The sequence below is a fragment of the Rhodococcus sp. BE178 genome (assembly GCF_050433545.1).
In the GTDB taxonomy this organism is placed as follows: domain Bacteria; phylum Actinomycetota; class Actinomycetes; order Mycobacteriales; family Mycobacteriaceae; genus Prescottella.
This window is the reverse complement of sequence record NZ_JBNPXA010000013.1, coordinates 133599-150627: the sequence shown is the minus strand read 5'-3', so window position 1 is coordinate 150627 and position 17029 is coordinate 133599. Positions and strand designations below refer to the sequence as shown.

Annotated in this window: 17 protein-coding genes; 14 read left to right on the top strand and 3 right to left on the bottom strand. The window is 68.0% G+C overall.

The window, feature by feature from the left end; genetic code table 11:
* Positions 1–198: 198 nt before the first annotated feature.
* The 8 genes from ftsZ to ileS all read left to right on the top strand — a co-directional run bounded on the left by ftsZ (position 199) and on the right by ileS (position 8695).
* The gene (ftsZ, locus tag J2X34_RS21155; RefSeq protein ID WP_114719294.1) at positions 199–1416 is read left to right on the top strand and encodes a cell division protein FtsZ; all 1218 of its coding nucleotides are present in this window, start codon (positions 199–201) and stop codon (positions 1414–1416) included.
* On the top strand, positions 1413–2153 hold the full coding sequence (pgeF, locus tag J2X34_RS21150) for a peptidoglycan editing factor PgeF (protein WP_254622547.1): 741 nt from the start codon (positions 1413–1415) through the stop codon (positions 2151–2153). The genes ftsZ and pgeF overlap by 4 nt, the downstream gene beginning before the upstream one ends.
* A gap of 20 nt (positions 2154–2173) precedes the next feature.
* The gene (locus tag J2X34_RS21145; protein ID WP_114719295.1) at positions 2174–2902 is read left to right on the top strand and encodes a YggS family pyridoxal phosphate-dependent enzyme; all 729 of its coding nucleotides are present in this window, start codon (positions 2174–2176) and stop codon (positions 2900–2902) included.
* 91 nt (positions 2903–2993) lie between these two features.
* Positions 2994–3581 carry a cell division protein SepF gene (locus J2X34_RS21140; RefSeq protein WP_114719296.1) on the top strand — a complete coding sequence of 196 codons (588 nt, stop codon included), beginning with the start codon at positions 2994–2996 and terminating at the stop codon, positions 3579–3581.
* Positions 3582–3703: 122 nt separating this feature from the next.
* Positions 3704–4006, top strand: a complete 303-nt coding sequence (locus J2X34_RS21135; protein ID WP_114719297.1) for a YggT family protein — start codon at positions 3704–3706, stop codon at positions 4004–4006.
* A gap of 114 nt (positions 4007–4120) precedes the next feature.
* A complete protein-coding gene (wag31, locus tag J2X34_RS21130; RefSeq protein WP_114719298.1) occupies positions 4121–4969 on the top strand; it encodes a DivIVA-like cell division protein Wag31 in 849 nt (282 codons plus the stop codon).
* A gap of 41 nt (positions 4970–5010) precedes the next feature.
* A complete protein-coding gene (locus tag J2X34_RS21125) occupies positions 5011–5253 on the top strand; it encodes a hypothetical protein (RefSeq protein ID WP_429519640.1) in 243 nt (80 codons plus the stop codon).
* Positions 5254–5506: 253 nt separating this feature from the next.
* Positions 5507–8695, top strand: coding sequence for an isoleucine--tRNA ligase (ileS, locus tag J2X34_RS21120; RefSeq protein ID WP_429519638.1), 3189 nt, complete (start codon positions 5507–5509; stop codon positions 8693–8695).
* A 48-nt stretch (positions 8696–8743) separates the two neighbouring features.
* Here the strand turns inward: ileS and J2X34_RS21115 are convergent, their stop codons facing one another.
* Positions 8744–9361 (bottom strand): TetR family transcriptional regulator, encoded by a 618-nt coding sequence (locus J2X34_RS21115; RefSeq protein ID WP_114719301.1) that lies wholly within the window; start codon positions 9359–9361, stop codon positions 8744–8746.
* A 157-nt stretch (positions 9362–9518) separates the two neighbouring features.
* Here J2X34_RS21115 and J2X34_RS21110 point away from each other — a divergent pair, with 157 nt between their 5' ends.
* From J2X34_RS21110 to J2X34_RS21095, 4 genes are all read left to right on the top strand, one after another.
* Positions 9519–10451, top strand: coding sequence for a metal-dependent hydrolase (locus J2X34_RS21110; RefSeq protein WP_429519635.1), 933 nt, complete (start codon positions 9519–9521; stop codon positions 10449–10451).
* Complete coding sequence (locus tag J2X34_RS21105; RefSeq protein WP_429519634.1) at positions 10451–11611, top strand: hypothetical protein; 1161 nt, start codon at positions 10451–10453, stop codon at positions 11609–11611. The genes J2X34_RS21110 and J2X34_RS21105 overlap by 1 nt, the downstream gene beginning before the upstream one ends.
* 48 nt (positions 11612–11659) lie before the next feature.
* Positions 11660–13006, top strand: coding sequence for a DNA polymerase IV (locus tag J2X34_RS21100; protein WP_114719304.1), 1347 nt, complete (start codon positions 11660–11662; stop codon positions 13004–13006).
* 128 nt (positions 13007–13134) lie between these two features.
* Positions 13135–13611, top strand: coding sequence for a hypothetical protein (locus J2X34_RS21095; RefSeq protein WP_258557672.1), 477 nt, complete (start codon positions 13135–13137; stop codon positions 13609–13611).
* 78 nt (positions 13612–13689) lie between these two features.
* Here J2X34_RS21095 and J2X34_RS21090 read toward each other — a convergent pair whose 3' ends face one another.
* The gene (locus tag J2X34_RS21090) at positions 13690–14442 is read right to left on the bottom strand and encodes a hypothetical protein (RefSeq protein ID WP_429519632.1); all 753 of its coding nucleotides are present in this window, start codon (positions 14440–14442) and stop codon (positions 13690–13692) included.
* Positions 14439–15392, bottom strand: coding sequence for a hypothetical protein (locus J2X34_RS21085; RefSeq protein WP_429519630.1), 954 nt, complete (start codon positions 15390–15392; stop codon positions 14439–14441). Before J2X34_RS21085 ends, J2X34_RS21090 begins: the two co-directional genes overlap by 4 nt.
* A gap of 65 nt (positions 15393–15457) precedes the next feature.
* On the opposite strand from J2X34_RS21085, the gene lspA reads away from it, so the two are divergent.
* On the top strand, positions 15458–16105 hold the full coding sequence (lspA, locus tag J2X34_RS21080; protein ID WP_397484363.1) for a signal peptidase II: 648 nt from the start codon (positions 15458–15460) through the stop codon (positions 16103–16105).
* A complete protein-coding gene (locus J2X34_RS21075; protein WP_114719308.1) occupies positions 16102–17028 on the top strand; it encodes an RluA family pseudouridine synthase in 927 nt (308 codons plus the stop codon). Before lspA ends, J2X34_RS21075 begins: the two co-directional genes overlap by 4 nt.
* Position 17029: the final 1 nt, after the last annotated feature.

Genomic DNA, 17029 nt, shown 5'->3' with positions numbered 1-17029 from the left:
ACGAGCGGATCGGGGGCTCCGTGCCCCGCAAAAACTTGGCGCGTGTCGGCGCGCCTGCTGGCGGATCGCTGTGGCACTGCATAGCGTTTCGCCCCAAGGGACTACTTGACATAACCTTAACCCTGTGGTTGAGGTTGAGGGTTTTCCATACTCACCCCTAGTACGAGCGCGAAATCCACTCACGGAAGGCGAGAGCCCATGACGCCCCCGCACAACTACCTCGCCGTAATCAAGGTCGTCGGTATCGGCGGCGGCGGCGTCAACGCGGTCAACCGCATGATCGAGCAGGGACTCAAGGGAGTCGAGTTCATCGCGGTCAACACCGACGCGCAGGCGCTGCTCATGTCCGACGCCGACGTCAAGCTCGACGTGGGTCGCGAACTGACCCGTGGTCTCGGCGCCGGCGCCGACCCGGAGGTCGGCCGCAAGGCCGCCGAGGATCACAAGGACGAGATCGAGGAGGTCCTCAAGGGGGCCGACATGGTGTTCGTCACCGCGGGCGAGGGTGGTGGCACCGGTACCGGTGGTGCCCCGGTCGTCGCGAGCATCGCCCGCAAGCTCGGCGCCCTCACCATCGGTGTCGTCACGCGGCCGTTCTCCTTCGAGGGCAAGCGCCGCGGTTCGCAGGCCGAGTCCGGGATCTCCGCTCTGCGTGAGTCCTGCGACACCCTGATCGTGATCCCCAACGATCGGCTGCTGCAGCTGGGCGATGCCGCCGTCAGCCTCATGGACGCGTTCCGCAGCGCCGACGAGGTGCTCCTCAACGGTGTCCAGGGCATCACCGACCTGATCACCACGCCGGGTCTGATCAACGTCGACTTCGCCGACGTCAAGAGCGTCATGTCCGGCGCCGGAAGCGCGCTCATGGGCATCGGCTCCTCCCGTGGGGAGGGCCGGTCGATCAAGGCCGCCGAGACCGCGATCAACTCGCCGCTGCTGGAAGCGTCGATGGAGGGCGCGCGCGGAGTGCTGCTGTCGATCGCCGGCGGTTCGGACCTGGGTCTGTTCGAGATCAACGAGGCGGCGTCGCTGGTCCAGGAGGCCGCGCACATCGACGCGAACATCATCTTCGGAACGGTGATCGACGATTCGCTCGGCGACGAGGTTCGCGTCACCGTGATCGCCGCGGGCTTCGACGGCGGAGCGCCGGCCAAGCGGCCGCTCGAGGTCCAGTCGGCCATCGGCCGCGGGAACATCGGCGCAGGACGGGCCGGCGAGGTCGGGCAGTCCGAGCGCGCCGCGGCGGCACCCGCCGAGCCCGCACCGGCGGCACCGGCGGCTCCGCGTGAGCCGGTCGGCGCGCCCACGGGGTCGACCCTGCCGCCGCTGGGTGGCAGTGCTTCCCGTGCAGTACCGGTCAGCAACGAGGAAGGCGAAGACGACGACGTCGATGTGCCTTCCTTCATGCGCCGTTGAGCGGGGTTTCCGTGACGGGTGTCCGGGTCCGGCGGGTCGTGACGACCCGAGCCGGTGGTGTGTCCGCGGCGCCGTACGAGTCGTTCAATCTCGGTGATCACGTCGGCGACGATCCGGCTGCGGTGGATACGAACCGCCGCCGGCTCGCCGACGGCATCGGGCTGCCGTTCGAGCGCTTGGTGTGGATGGAACAGATCCACAGCCGGAACGTCACGGTCGTCGACGGTCCTGTCGACGGTCCCGTTCCCGCCACCGACGCGCTGGTGACCACGGTGCCCGGTCTGGCCCTGGTCACGCTGAGCGCCGACTGCGTGCCGATCCTGCTGTCCGACGACGAGGCCGGTGTCATCGCCGCCGTGCACGCCGGTCGGATCGGAGCCCGGATCGGCATCGTGCCCAAGGTGATCGGCGCGATGATCGAGCAGGGCGCGCGGCCCGAGCGGATCGGCGCGTTCCTCGGGCCCGCGGCGAGCGGTCGTCAGTACGAGGTTCCGGCCGCGATGCAGGCCGATGTCGAGAAGTTCCTGCCCGGCAGCGCCACTCGCACGGTCAAGGGCACGCCGGGGCTCGATCTGCGAGCCGGTTTGCGGCGGCAGTTACTGGCCGCCGGGGTCTCGGGTGTCGCCGAGGATCCGCGGTGCACGATCGAGGATGCAACATTGTTCAGCCACCGCCGGGGAGCGCCCACGGGCCGCCTGGCAGCGGTGATCTGGATGGACCCACCCGGGGAAGAGTGACGGGATCGAGTTGACGGCCGATGAGTAGGCACGACGAAATCGCATCGGCGCTGACGGCGGTCCGCGCCAGACTCGACGCGGCCTGCCGGGAAGCCGGGCGCCCTCTCACCGAGGTGGCGCTGCTACCGGTGACGAAGTTCTACCCGGTGACGGATGTCCGGATTCTCTACGATCTCGGTTGCCGGGCGTTCGGGGAGTCGCGCGAACCCGAGGCCGGCACCAAGGTGGCCGACTTCCGGTCGACTCCGGGCGCCGACGAGTCGGTGCGCTGGCACATGATCGGTCGCCTGCAGCGAAACAAGGTCAAGTCGGTCGTGCGCTGGGCCGACACGGTCCACTCGCTCGACAGCGTCAGGCTCGCCGATGCGCTCGACCGCGCGGCCGCGGGTGCGCTCGACGAGGGCGCTCGATCGGATCCGCTCGAGGTTCTCCTCCAGGTGAGCCTGGATGCCGATCCGGACCGTGGTGGGGTACCGGCCGGGGATCTCGGCGAGCTGGCCGATCGCGTCGCGGGGTCGTCGAACCTGGTGCTCGGCGGAATCATGGGTGTGCCGCCGTTGGGCGTCGACCCCGACGCTGCATTCGCGCGACTCTCGACGCTCCACGCGAACCTTCTGCGCACGCATCCCGAGGCGACGACGTTGTCCGCCGGGATGACCGGTGATCTCGAGGCCGCGGTCCGCCACGGGTCGACCTGTGTGCGTGTCGGAACCGCCCTCCTCGGCCGCCGACCGATAGTCTCGAAATGATCACCAGTCACACCAGTAACACCAAGAAGATCTCTGCGGTCGACCGCAGGATTCGTCAGAACCAGTCCGCCGCGCCCAGGAAGGTCGATCAATGAGCAGCCTGCACAAGTTCAAGGCTTACTTCGGCATGGTTCCCCTCGAGGATTTCGAGGACGACTACATCGACGAGCCCGGGCAGGGCCGCCGCGAGTACGCCGAGCCCGGTTACGCGGCGTCCCGCCGTGACGAGGTCGAGAGTGATTTCGACCGCTACGAGTCCGCTCCCCGTTCGTCGGCGCGGGTCGAGCCCATCGCGCCACGAGGTGCTGCACCGCGCGGCGCCACCCGCGGCGCACTCGCCGTCGACCCGCGGATGGAGCGGCACGAGAGCCGCCGGTCGGTGGTCGACGAGGGCGGGCCGCTGTCCAAGATCACCACGCTGCGTCCCCGGGACTACGGCGAGGCCCGCACCATCGGCGAGCGCTTCCGCGACGGCACGCCGGTGATCATGGATCTCGTCGAGATGAGCAACGCCGATGCCAAGCGGCTCGTCGACTTCGCTGCCGGGCTCGCCTTCGCGCTCCGCGGGTCGTTCGACAAGGTCGCGACCAAGGTGTTCCTGCTCTCACCCGCCGACATCGACGTTTCCGCCGAGGAGCGTCGCCGCATCGCGGAGACCGGGTTCTACAACCAGAAGTAGTCCGCGGTCCGAACGGGCGATCCGCCGATGTGACCGAGTCGTCGACTGCGCGCGAGTGTGATGCGCGACTCGGGTAGCGAGATCGTTTTGATCGACCGGTCGTTGTCAGGCAGAGTGAAGGTGTGGCCGTGTTCTCGGTGATCTACGTGATCCTGTTCATCTTCTGGTTGTTGCTCATCGGACGGATCATCGTCGAGTTCATCCGGGTGTTCGCCCGTGACTGGAGACCGACGGGTTTCGTCGTGATCGTGCTCGAGGCGATCTTCACGGTCACAGACCCGCCGGTGAAGCTTCTTCGCCGGCTCATTCCACCGATTTCGCTCGGTGGGGTCCGGCTCGACCTGTCGATCATGGTGCTGCTGTTCCTGCTGTTCATCCTCATGCAGGTGGTCTCGGGACTAGCTTCACCTACGGGTTTGGTGTGACAGAATGACCCGCAGTTACAGTGTGACGGGTAACGAAATGGTTAACGAGTACGCGCAATGCCCTAGAACTCAATGCGTGCTAGACCGCCAATTGACGCGTGAAGGGATCCTTCCATGCCGCTGACTCCAGCTGATGTGCACAACGTCGCGTTCAGCAAGCCTCCGATCGGGAAGCGTGGCTACAACGAGGACGAGGTCGACGCCTTCCTCGATCTGGTCGAGCAGGAGCTGTCCCGGCTCATCGAGGAGAATGCAGATCTCCGTCAGCGCGTAGGCGAGCTCGACCAGGAGTTGGCCGAGGCGAAGAAGGCTCCGCGTTCGGCCGCCGCGCCGGCGCCCGCTCCGGCTCCCGCGCCGGAACCGGTTCGAGTCGTCGAACAGCCCAAGCCTGCTCCGGTTCCCGCGGCAGCGCCGCGTCCGTCGGAGGACGCCAATATGCAGGCCGCGAAGGTCCTCGGCCTCGCGCAGGAGATGGCCGACCGCCTGACGGGCGACGCCAAGGTCGAGGCGGAGCAGCTCCTCAGCGACGCCCGCACCAACTCGGAGCGCCTCGTCACCGACGCGCGCACCAAGTCGGAGACCATGGTCTCCGACGCCAAGCAGAAGTCGGAGACCATGGTCTCGGACGCCAAGCAGAAGTCGGAGTCGCTCCTCTCGGACGCCCAGACTCGCTCGGAGACCCAGCTGCGGCAGGCCAAGGAGAAGGCCGATGCGCTGCAGGCCGACGCCGAGAAGAAGCACACCGAGATCATGGCGACGATCAATCAGCAGCGTTCCGTCCTCGAGGGTCGGATCGAGCAGCTGAAGACGTTCGAGCGCGAGTACCGGGTGCGGCTCAAGTCGTACCTCGAGTCGCAGCTCGAGGAGCTGGAGCAGCGCGGCTCGGCCGTGCCGGTCGACGGTGGCCAGGACGCTTTCAACCAGTCCGGCTTCAGCCAGTCGTTCGCCAAGGGAAACAACTGACTGAGCCGACGCCCGGCCGGCTCTCGAGTAGAGGGTGAATCGTGCTGGTCATGACGCTGGTCCTCGCGGCAGTGGGTTTTACCCTGCTGGTGATCGCCTTGATGACGGGTTCCGTCCTCTGGGCCTGGGGATGCATCGCAGTCTGTGTCGCGGGTGCCGTCCTCCTGCTCGTCAGTGCGCTGGCGAGCAGGAAGGCGGCACCGGCCGTTGCGCCGGCCGACACGAAGAACGGTGACGTCGAGTCCGACCACGGTGATTCCGACGGGAATTCGGCTCAGGGTTAGACTGAACGCACATACGGCTGAGATCCGGCGATCACCGGGGAGCCTTCGGAAGAACGGTCGAGATTCGGGATTCGCGTTGATCGCGTAACCCGGATCCGGCTCAGTAGAACCGAACGGGTGGGCCCGTCACAGCCTTGATCGAGTGGCTCGTCTCGCGAACGTGGCGACGAGCAAGCGGGGTGGTACCGCGGTAGCGGCGCACAGGGCGCCGTCGTCGTCCCCGTGCCGGTAGTTGGGCACGAGGAGCCGCGCGGTGACAAGTAACGAATCCACCCCTCCCCAGACGAACGACGCGTACCCGCGCGTCGATCTCGTCGGTGAACGCGCCACTGGAAGTGTGTCCTTCCCGGCGCTCGAGCAGAAGGTGCTCGCAGCGTGGGATGCGGACGACACGTTCCGGGCGAGTATCGCGAACCGTGACGGTGCCGAGGAGTTCGTCTTCTACGACGGCCCGCCCTTCGCGAACGGTCTGCCGCACTACGGCCACCTCCTCACCGGCTACGTCAAGGATCTGGTGCCACGTTTCCAGACGATGCGCGGCAAGAAGGTCGACCGGCGCTTCGGCTGGGACTGCCACGGTCTGCCCGCGGAACTCGAGGCCGAGAAGCAGCTCGGCATCAAGGACAAGTCGCAGATCGACTCGATGGGTCTGGCGGAGTTCAACGCGTACTGCAAGCAGTCGGTGCTGCGCTACACCGACGAGTGGCGCGACTACGTCACCCGTCAGGCGCGCTGGGTCGACTTCGACAACGACTACAAGACCCTGGATCTGGACTTCATGGAGTCCGTGATGTGGGCGTTCAAGGAGCTCTACGACAAGGGCCTGATCTACCAGGGCTTCCGGGTGCTCCCGTACAGCTGGTACGAGCAGACGCCGCTGTCGAACCAGGAGACTCGCCTCGACGACGCGTACAAGATGCGGCAGGACCCGGCCGTCACCGTCGACATGGTGCTGACTGCCCCGGGCTCGCCGCTCGACGGTGCGAATGCCCTGATCTGGACGACGACGCCGTGGACGCTGCCGTCGAACCTGGCGATCGCGGTGCACCCCGACGTCGACTACGTGCAGGTGCTCGGCGCCGACGGAAAGCGCTATGTGCTCGCCGCCGCCCGTGTCGGCCACTACGCGCGTGAGCTAGGCGAGTCGCCCGAGGTCCTCGGCGAGTACAAGGGCGCCGAGCTCCTCGGCCTCACCTACACGCCGCCGTTCGACTTCTTCCACGGCCCCGACAAGGGGCACGCCAACGCGCACCGCGTGCTGTCGGCCGACTACGTCACCACCGACTCCGGTACCGGAATCGTCCACCTCGCACCGGCTTTCGGTGAGGAGGACATGGAGTGCGCGACGGCGAACGGCATCGAGATCGTCCAACCGCTCGATCCGGGTGGCAAGTTCACCTCGATGGTGCCGCCGTACGAGGGCCTGCAGGTGTTCGATGCCAACCCGGTCATCATCAAGGACCTCAAGGCTGCCGGAAAGCTGTTGCGGCACGAGACGATCGAGCACTCGTACCCGCACAGCTGGCGTTCGGGCCAGCCGCTGATCTACATGGCCGTGCCGTCGTGGTTCGTTGCGGTGACCAAGTTCCGTGATCGCATGGTCGAGCTCAACCAGGAGATCACCTGGGTGCCCGAGCACATCAAGGACGGGCAGTTCGGCAAGTGGCTCGCCGGCGCCCACGACTGGAACATCAGCCGTAACCGCTACTGGGGCAGCCCGATCCCGGTGTGGATCTCGGACGACCCGGCCTACCCGCGCGTGGACGTCTACGGCTCGCTCGACCAGCTCGAGGCCGATTTCGGTGCCCGTCCGTCCGACCTGCATCGGCCGATGATCGACGAGCTGGTCCGTCCCAACCCGGACGACCCGACCGGCAAGTCGATGATGCGTCGCGTTCCCGAGGTGCTGGACTGCTGGTTCGAGTCGGGGTCGATGCCGTTCGCTCAGGTCCACTACCCGTTCGAGAACCAGGATTGGTTCGAGACGCACTACCCGGGCGACTTCATCGTCGAGTACAACGGGCAGACCCGCGGCTGGTTCTACAACCTGCACGTGCTCGCGACCGCTCTCTTCGACCGCCCTGCGTTCAGAACCGTTGCCGCACACGGCATCGTTCTGGGCGACGACGGCCTGAAGATGAGCAAGTCCAAGGGCAACTACCCGGACGTCAAGGAGGTCTTCGACCGCGACGGCTCCGACGCCATGCGGTGGTTCCTGATGTCGTCGCCGATCCTGCGCGGCGGCAACCTGGTGGTCACCGAGCAGGGCATCCGCGAGGGTGTCCGACAGGCGCTGCTGCCGATGTGGAACGCCTGGAGCTTCCTGCAGCTGTACGCGTCCAAGCCCGGCCAGTGGCGGACCGACTCGCCGAACGTGCTCGACCGGTACATCCTCGCCAAGCTCGCCGCGACGCGGGACGCGATCACCGATGCGCTCGAGGCGACCGACATCGCCGGCGCGTGCGACGAGCTGCGCACGTTCTGTGATGCGCTCACCAACTGGTATGTGCGACGCTCGCGCAACCGGTTCTGGGACGAGGACCGGGACGCGATCGACACCCTGCACACGGTGCTCGAGGTCGTGAGCCGTCTGGCGGCGCCGCTGCTGCCGATGGCGACCGAGGTGATCTGGCGGGGCCTGACCGGTGGCCGGTCGGTGCACCTGACGGACTGGCCGACGGCGTCCGAGCTCCCGGCCGACGCGGAGCTGGTGGCCGCGATGGACGATGTCCGGGGCGTCTGCTCGACGGTGCTGGGTCTGCGCAAGGCGCAGAACCTTCGGGTGCGGCTGCCGCTGCCCGAGGTCACCGTCGCGGCACCCGACGCCGATCGGCTGCGCCCGTACCTGGGCCTGATCGCCGACGAGGTGAACGTCAAGAAGGTCGACGTCACCGACGACGTCGACGTGCACGGTCGCTTCGAGTTGGTCGTCAACGCCCGGGCCGCGGGTCCGCGCCTGGGCAAGGACGTGCAGACCGTCATCAAGGCGGTCAAGGCGGGCGACTGGTCCGAGACGGACGGTGTGGTCACGGTGTGGCCGGGTCGCTCCGCAGGCTCCGCTCCTGCCGTGGGCATCGCGCTGCTCCCCGAGGAGTACACGCAGCGGCTGGTCGCGGCCGAGCCCGAGTCGACGGCGGCCCTGCCCGACGGCGCCGGTCTGGTGGTACTCGACTCGCAGGTCACCGAGGAACTCGAGGCCGAGGGTTGGGCCAAGGACCGCATCCGTGAACTGCAGGACGCGCGTCGTGCGGCGGGTCTCGATGTCTCCGATCGCATCTCGGTGACGCTGCAGGTTCCCGCGGATCGTCTCGACTGGGCACAGCGGCACCGCGATCTGATCGCGGGCGAGGTCCTGGCGACGACACTCGAACTCGGCGACGTCTCCGGGGACGCGGTCGTCGAACTCGGTGAGGGCGTGCGCGCCACGGTCACCAAGGCGTGATCGGGTAGCGACGCTTCGCGAACGAAGCCCTGAGGGACCGTAGGTTCCTCAGGGCTTCGTCGTGTGTGCTGTCGTCTGGGCGCTGATCGCGGCGCCCATCCAGCGGCGTAGGTACCGCCGGAGTTCGTGCTCGCCGCGTGGAGGGTTTCCGGGGGAGACGAAGAACGACTGCATTGTCCGCAGCAGGTACTCGACGAGTTCGCGCAGAGACGGTTCGTCGTACCCGTGCCGATCCCAGTCGACGTCGAAGCGTCGGATCATCGTCATCCCGAAGGTGAGCGCCTCGTCCGACGTGATTCCCTCGGTGTGGGAGTGCGAACCGGACAGCATGATGCCCAGGTGCGGGGTGCGGGGCAGTTCGTCGAGGGTGTAGACCACGGCTTCGATCAGGGCGTCGGCCGGATCCGCCCGTCCCCGGACGTGCGCCGTCAGGCGGTCGAGGAACCCGTCGACCGAGGCGATGGCGGCGGCGCGGAGGAGGGCGTCGGTGCTGGGGAAGTACCGGTACACCGTCTGCCGGATCACGCCGAGGGATTCCGCGACGTCGGCGATGCTGATGGCCGATCCGGTGCGGGAGATCGTCTCGACCGCCGCGGCGACGATGCGCCGCGCGGCCTCTTCGTCGTCGGCCGGCGGCTTGCCGCCCCATCCGCGTCTGCGTGCCACGGGCGGAATTTATCAGCAGTGCACTGGTTCTCGCGCAGGCGGCGGCGATTTCGCGAAAGTAATCATACAACTTTGATCACAATCGTATGATTGCCGCGATTGTGGCCCCGGCCTGCGCGGACGGGGCCCCTCACCGACGACGAACGAGGTAGTGCGCATGACGGATCTCAAGCCCCGAAAGATGGATTTCGGGTTCGACGACGGGGACGTCCCGTTCCTGTGGAACCCCGACAACCCGGCATGGTCGAGCATGTCGAACGCGGTGTCGTTCCTGGCCATCGGCTTCGAGAAGATGATCGTGAAGCTGATCCTGCAGGCCAAGCCACTGATCACCGACCCGGCGGTCGCCGAGGAGGCGGTGGCGTTCATGCGTCAGGAGGGCCACCACTCGACCGCACACCGCCAGCACGTGAACGGGCTGATCCGGCGCTACCCCGGCCTGCAGAACACGCTCGACGCGGTGATCGGCGAGTTCGATCTGCTCACCGAGCGCACCTCGATCGACTATCGCCTCGCGTACACCGCGGACCTCGAGGCGACCTTCACCCCGGTGTTCAAGCTGATGCTCGACAACGAGGCCACACTGTTCGCGCCCGGCGACGACCGGGTCGCCTCGCTGTTCCTCTGGCACTTCGTCGAAGAGGTCGAGCACCGCAGCTCCGCGCTCATCATCTACAACTCGCTCGTCGGCAACGAGATGTACCGGATGCGGATGGCGCCGTCGATCTTCGCGCACGTGATGAAGTCGATCCGGATCGCATGCGCCGGCTTCAACCAGCACGTTCCGCTGTCCGAGCGGAAGGTCGACTCGATGTCGATGTTTGCCCGGCACCGCACCAAGCAGCGGGTGCTCACCAGCTTCGCGCCCTACCTGACCAAGGGGCCGATGCCGCGCGCGTTCGACGGCCTGGCCCTCGGCGAGCAGCTCACCGCTCTGCGCGGCGCCGTTCGTAGCCAGCTGCCCGGCCACGACCCGACGCACGAGAACCTGCCCGTGCTCGCCGGCGAGTGGTTCACCCGCTACGACGACGGCTACGACTGCACGCGTTGGTACTCCGCCGAGTCGGTGTCGTCGAAGGCGGTGAACTGATGTCGGATCTGTGTTCACCCACGTTCGAGGATCTGGCCACCCGGCTGGGCTTCTCGTGTGACGAGGCCGGGGGGCTCGTCGAGTTCCGCAACCCCGGTGCGTTGGAGAACTGGACGCTACCGGTCCTGGAGTTCACGATCGTTCTCGGCGCGGTGCTGGCGCTCGTGTACGCGATTCTGCGATTGCGGCGGCACGGCGATCCCACCAACCTGGTGCTGTGGTTCGGTGCCACCGCCTTCCTCTTCGTGATCGAGCCGCCGATCTACTTCCCGGCCACGTTCGGCACCGAGGAATACCTGGGTACGATGTTCGCGCACAACGTGTTCACCGTCGAATTCCTGTGGGGCAGACTGCCGCTGTACATCGTCGCGATCTATCCGCTGATGGCGACGCTGGCGTTCGAGATCGTCCGGATGCTCGGGGTGTTCCGGCGCTACGGGGTGTTCCTCGGCGCGGTGTGCGTCGGCTTCGTGCACCACGCGTTCTACGAGATGTTCGACCAGCTCGGTCCGCAGTTGCGGTGGTGGGAGTGGACCCTCGACAACAAGGTCAACCTGCCCTTCTTCGATTCGGTTCCGTTGCCGAGCGTCGTGGTGTTCGCGGCGCTGTGGCCGATGTCGCTGGCCCTGTGCGTGCAGTTCTTCGTCGGACGTCACGTCGACGACGGCCGGCACTTCTCCGGACTCGGGTTGGTTTGGCGCACAATCGTGGTCGGTCTCGCGGCGTCGGTCGGTGTGTTCGTCCTCCCGCTCCCGGCGACGGTCTTCGGGATGGGCAGCGACACGGTCCGGGGTGTCCTCTACGCCGCCGAACTGGTCGCGGTCACGGTCGTCGCGATTCCGCTGCTGTACAAGCAGTGGTCGCGGCTGCGCGCGGGAACGTCCGACGTCCCCGCCTACTCGAACGACTTCGTCCGGATCTACTCCATCGTGTACATCGCGGTGCTCGGCGTGCTGTGGCTGAGCGCGTTGCCGGACTTCTTCGGGGCGGTCGACGGCGTCACGAGCAACGGGGATCCCATCGGCAGCCTCTGGTACACGATCGCGTGCTTCGCCGTCGCGATCGCGTGCGTGGCCGCCACCTTCACCGTGCCGCGCGGCACGGCCGAGGCCGGCACCGTCCGGGCGGACGGGCAGCCGTCGGCGACGCCCACCGCATAGCCGAAGGCCTCGACGGGGCCTGTCGTCCGCTCGGCGTATTTTTCATCCATGGACTCCGCCGACCCCACACGCAGCCGCCGGTGGGTCCTGCATCTCGACATGGACGCGTTCTTCGCATCCGTCGAGCAGCTGACCCGTCCTACGTTGCGGGGTCGTCCCGTGCTCGTGGGCGGCCTCGGCGGTCGGGGAGTGGTTGCGGGGGCGAGCTACGAGGCGAGGGTCTTCGGCGCGCGCTCGGCCATGCCGATGCACCAGGCGCGCCGGTTGGTGGGGGCGTCGGCCGTCGTGCTGCCGCCCCGCGGTGGGCTGTACGGGCACGTGAGCCGGGAGGTGTTCGAGGCGCTGCGGGTGCGGATGCCTGTGCTGGAACAGCTTTCGCTCGACGAGGCGTTCGGGGAACCGGCCGAGCTCGCCGGTGCCGGCAAGGCCGAGGTGGAGCGCTACTGCGAAGAGCTGCGGGCGTTGGTTCTCGCCGAGACGGGGCTGGTCGCCTCGATCGGCGCCGGCGCGGGCAAGCAGGTCGCGAAGATCGCGTCCGGTCTGGCCAAGCCGGACGGGATCACGGTGGTGTCCCCGGACGTCCAGCAGGCCCTGCTGGAGGCGCTGCCGGTGCGCAAGCTGTGGGGTATCGGTCCAGTCGCGGAGGAGAAGCTCAAGCGGCTCGGGATCGAGACCGTCGGCGCCCTCGCGGCGCTGCCGGAGGCCGAGGTGGCATCCATTCTCGGGACGACGATCGGACCGAGTCTGCAGCGGCTGGCCCGGGGCATCGACGACCGTCCGGTCGCGGAACGCGCCGACGCCAAACAGGTGAGTGCCGAAACGACTTTCGCGCAGGACATCGTGACACTGTCCGAGCTGCGGCGGGCCGTCGAGTCGAGTGCCGCCGCGGCGCACAGGCGGTTGGCGCGGGACGGCCGCGCGGCCCGCACCGTCGTCCTGAAACTCCGTAAGTCGGATATGAGCATCGTGACCCGATCGATCACGCTGCCGTACGCGACGACCGATCTGCAGACGCTCACCGCGACGGCGCAGCGCCAGGCGATCGACCCGCTCGAACTGGGTCCGATCCGCCTGGTGGGCGTGGGCTTCGGTGGGTTGTCCGCGGTGGTCCAGGGGTCGCTGTTCCCCGAGCTGGACCAGGGTGAGGATGTGTCGGAAAGTGGTGGACTCGAGGACGTTTCGTCGGACCGTGCGGCTTCCGAGTCGCGGCCCCGGTGGCATCCCGGATTGGACGTGTCGCACCCCGAGTACGGACACGGCTGGGTGCAGGGCGCTGGACACGGCGTGGTGACGGTTCGGTTCGAGACCCGTAGCAGCGGACCGGGGCAGTCGCGTACCTTCGAGGACACCACGGGGGACTTGGATGTGGCCGATCCGCTCGACAGCCTCGGGTGAGGTCCGCCTCATCCCGGTACGCTTGCTGTGAACTGGCGTCATAGCTGGGAGAGTGGATGTGCATCCCGGCTGAGCCGTGAACGATTTTCGACCGAGAAGAAAAGGACGAAGACTTGAAGCTTCGGAAGATGACCATCGCGGGCGTGGCGATCGCGGCTGCCCTGACCATGACTGCCTGCTCGGACGACGGCGGCAGCAGCGAGCGCACCACCGCCCAGGCCACCACGACCACCGCTGCCGCCGCGACGCCGGCGCTGGCCCCGCCCACGCCGGCCGAGCTCAATGCGGCTCTCGCGAAGGCGTTCGACGAGAGCGTCCCGCTGGACCAGAAGGTCCAGCTGGTTCAGGGCGCCGAGGCGGATCCGGAACTGATCAACCAGGTCGCGAAGGCCGCCAAGGACGCTAACGCGGGCATCGAGGTAGTCGACGTCACGCCGACCGGTGACGACACCGTGACCGCCGGTGTCACGCTGACCGTCAACGGCCAGGCGAACCCGGCCACCGTCGACTTCGTCGCCGAGGGCGGCGTCTGGAAGATGTCGCAGCAGTACGCGTGCCAGCTGGTCACGATGGCCAACCTGACCTCGCCGGCCTGCCCCGCGTAGCAGTTCCGTACGTCACGCCGATGCCGGCGTCGCCCTCCTCGGGTGGCGCCGGCATCGGCGTTCGTGTGCCGGGCGCACCTACTTCGGTTGCGACGCCGCCCGAATGCGGTCGGTCGTCGTGCGTGCGAGCCCGGTGAGCAGGTCGCCGTTCGCGGCGTCCGGTCCGGTCGCGACCACCTGTACGACGGTCGAGCCGACGACCGCGACGACGGCGTCGGACACCAGCGTGAATCCCTCGCTGGTGGTGGTGAGCCGGACCGCGGTCGACGCGTCACCGACGGCCGGCTGCTGCAGGGGCTCGAGGCGGTACTGCACGGGCGTGCCGTCGAAATCGGTACCGGTGTAGGTCGTGCAGTCACGGAAGGTGGACTGGACGGTCGCGAAGGCATCGGCGGCGGCCGTGCCCGCGTAGCCGGCCGCGTCCACGTCGACGCTGGTGAATCCCGGACCCGCGAGGTTCTCCTCGGCGGATGCGGCCGCGCCGGGAACCTGGCGGGAGACGGTGTCGAGGACGCTCGCACATCCGGTGGGATCGGTGCGCGAGCGGTCCGTTGCGTTGCCCGTATCCGGTGCGAGACCGAGGTCGTCGACGGGATCGGGCAGTGGTGCGAAGCCGGGCGGCAGATCCGCGGCGGTGAGGAGGGCGGCCTTCAGCACCGCGGAGTCCGTGATCGGCCCCGTCCCGGGCGCCGATGCCGGGGCGGTCACCACGGGGCCCAGATCGACGGCTGCGGGCGCGGGCTCGTCCGACGATCCACACGCGGACAGTGCGGCCCCGACCACCGCGACCGTTGTGACCGTTGCGACGAGGGGGTAGCGGCGCCGCGTCATGCGGACCACTCGACCCGCTCGCTGGTGGTCTGACGCAGTCTCATCGCGTCTGACGGGTCGCTGAACGACTGGGTGCCCTCGACGCTGATCGAACCGTCGACGGGCAGGGGCTTGCCCAGATCGACGACGACACGACCGGAGCCCTGCAGCGAGTACGAATCCACGTTCAGGGTTCCCGCGCCGTTCGGGAGTTCGAAGACGGGTGACTGCGGGGACTGCGCCACCCGAACATCGATCGTGAGCCGATCGCCGTCGCGTGCGGTCAGGGTCGCGGTGGTCACCTGGTTCAGCGCGACGGCGCTCATCACCTGCTGGTGGATCGTCCACACCGCGCCCACGCCGATCGGCTGCTCCGGGAACGCGACGGTGCGGTAGACGGCCTGGTAGAACGCCTGCTCGATCATCGACCGGGCCTTGTTCTGGGCGTCGGGGTCCGGACGCAGCCGCAGCGCAGTGATCGCTCCCGACAGGTTCATCGTGAACCCGGCGTGCGAATCGGTTGCGGGCGAAAGGAGTTCGTTCGTCGCGACGTCCGCCGTGGTGAGGGTTCCGAGCGTCAGATCGGTGGTCGTGGCCGGCGTGCTGTCGGACGCCCCCTGCGTCACCAGGGCGGTGAGCGGCATCGTCAACTCCGGGCTGGAGAAATCCTGTGCGGGCTGATCGTCGATCTGCTGCTGGACGGTGCCGGTGGTCACCAGCCGGGCCTGCTGCCGGGTGCCTTGCGGGGGACGGAACTGCACCACACTCCGCGGCTCGGCTCCCGCGTCGACGACCTCCGTGGTGGCGGCCGTCACCGGGACCGTCACCTCGTCGGACGCGGCACCGACCGCATCGGGGCTGGACGGGGCGGCATCGCCGCCGCTTCCGCACCCGGTGACGAGGACGGTGAGGGAGAGGGTGACCGCGATCAGCGCGGTTCCGGGACGAAAGAGTTTCGACGGCAGTGGCACGCCAACAGGTTAGTCGGCGCGGGTGGGATGACCGGTCTGTCTCCCGGGTAGGGGATGATGGCGGAGTGAGTGACGACCGCACCGACAGCGACGACCGCGCCGTGAAAGGTAAACCCATTCCCGATCAGCCCGTACCGGACCCCGACAATCCCGTCGAGGCGTCGTCGGGCGGCGACGCCGAGGCGGCACCGCGCGGCCCGCGTCGCATGTTCCTGCTCGTCGCCGTCGCGGTCGTGGTGTTCGCCCTCGATCTGGTGACGAAGGTCCTGGCCGTCGCGCTGATCGATCCCAGGGATCCGGTCCGCATCATCGGCGACACGGTCACCCTGACCCTGATCCGCAACCCGGGTGCCGCCTTCTCCATGGCGACCGGAATGACGTGGCTCCTCACGCTGGTCGCGGTCGGTGTCGTGATCGGCGTGATCAAGATCGGCCGGACCCTCAGCTCGCCGTGGTGGGCGCTCGGCCTGGGCCTGGTCCTCGGCGGCGCGCTCGGCAACCTGATCGACCGACTCTTCCGCTCGCCGGGACCGCTGCAGGGTCACGTCGTCGACTTCGTCTCGGTGGGCTGGTGGCCGGTGTTCAACGTCGCCGACTCGTCCATCGTGTGCGGTGCGATCCTGCTGGTGGCGCTCACGTTGTTCGGAATCGAACCGAGCGGCACGAAGACCGACACGACGACAGAGACCTCGCGGAAGGGGGATGCGGCATGAGGGAGACACGATCGATGCCGGTTCCCGACGGACTCGAGGGCATGCGGGTCGACGCCGGACTGGCGCGCCTGCTGGGACTCTCGCGCACCGCGGTGGCCGTGCTCACGGAGGAAGGCGCGGTCCGGATCGACGGTGCCGCCGTCGGGAAGTCCGATCGGCTGTCCGCCGGCACGTGGCTCGAGGTGGAGCTGCCCGAGCCGCCGCGTCCGCTCACGATCGAGGCGGAACCGGTCGAGGGGATGGAGATCCTCTACGCCGACGACGACATCGTCGCGGTCGACAAGCCGGTCGGCGTCGCGGCTCACGCGAGCGTCGGCTGGACCGGCCCGACGGTGATCGGTGGCCTCGCCGCGGCGGGCTTCCGGATCTCGACGTCCGGGGCGCACGAGCGTCAGGGCATCGTGCACCGTCTCGACGTCGGCACGTCCGGCGTCATGGTGGTCGCGACGTCGGAGCGCGCGTACACGGTGCTCAAGCGCGCGTTCAAGGAGCGCACCATCGACAAGCGCTACCACGCACTCGTGCAGGGCCATCCCGATCCGAGCAGTGGCACGATCGACGCGCCGATCGGCCGGCACCGCAGCAATGACTGGAAGTTCACGGTCACCGCGGACGGCAAGCCGAGCATCACGCACTACGACACGGTCGAGGCGTTCCAGGCGGCCAGCCTGCTCGACATCCACCTGGAGACGGGCCGGACCCATCAGATCCGGGTCCACTTCTCGGCGCTGCGGCACCCGTGCTGCGGTGACCTCACCTACGGTGCGGATCCGCGCCTGGCCGAGCGTCTGGGCCTGGAACGTCAGTGGCTGCACGCGCGCTCCCTCGGGTTCGCACATCCGGCGGACGGTCACTGGGTGGAGATCACCAGCGACTACCCGAAGGATCTGCAGCACGCGCTCGGAGTTCTGCGGGGCACGTGAG

Coding starts and splice junctions, on each gene's coding strand:
- ftsZ (WP_114719294.1), top strand. CDS start 199: ATGACGCCCCCGCACAACTACCTCGCCGTAATCAAGGTCGTCGGTATC.
- J2X34_RS21145 (WP_114719295.1), top strand. CDS start 2,174: ATGAGTAGGCACGACGAAATCGCATCGGCGCTGACGGCGGTCCGCGCC.
- J2X34_RS21140 (WP_114719296.1), top strand. CDS start 2,994: ATGAGCAGCCTGCACAAGTTCAAGGCTTACTTCGGCATGGTTCCCCTC.
- wag31 (WP_114719298.1), top strand. CDS start 4,121: ATGCCGCTGACTCCAGCTGATGTGCACAACGTCGCGTTCAGCAAGCCT.
- J2X34_RS21110 (WP_429519635.1), top strand. CDS start 9,519: ATGACGGATCTCAAGCCCCGAAAGATGGATTTCGGGTTCGACGACGGG.
- J2X34_RS21105 (WP_429519634.1), top strand. CDS start 10,451: ATGTCGGATCTGTGTTCACCCACGTTCGAGGATCTGGCCACCCGGCTG.
- J2X34_RS21100 (WP_114719304.1), top strand. CDS start 11,660: ATGGACTCCGCCGACCCCACACGCAGCCGCCGGTGGGTCCTGCATCTC.
- J2X34_RS21095 (WP_258557672.1), top strand. CDS start 13,135: ATGACCATCGCGGGCGTGGCGATCGCGGCTGCCCTGACCATGACTGCC.
- J2X34_RS21090 (WP_429519632.1), bottom strand. CDS start 14,442: ATGACGCGGCGCCGCTACCCCCTCGTCGCAACGGTCACAACGGTCGCG.
- J2X34_RS21075 (WP_114719308.1), top strand. CDS start 16,102: ATGAGGGAGACACGATCGATGCCGGTTCCCGACGGACTCGAGGGCATG.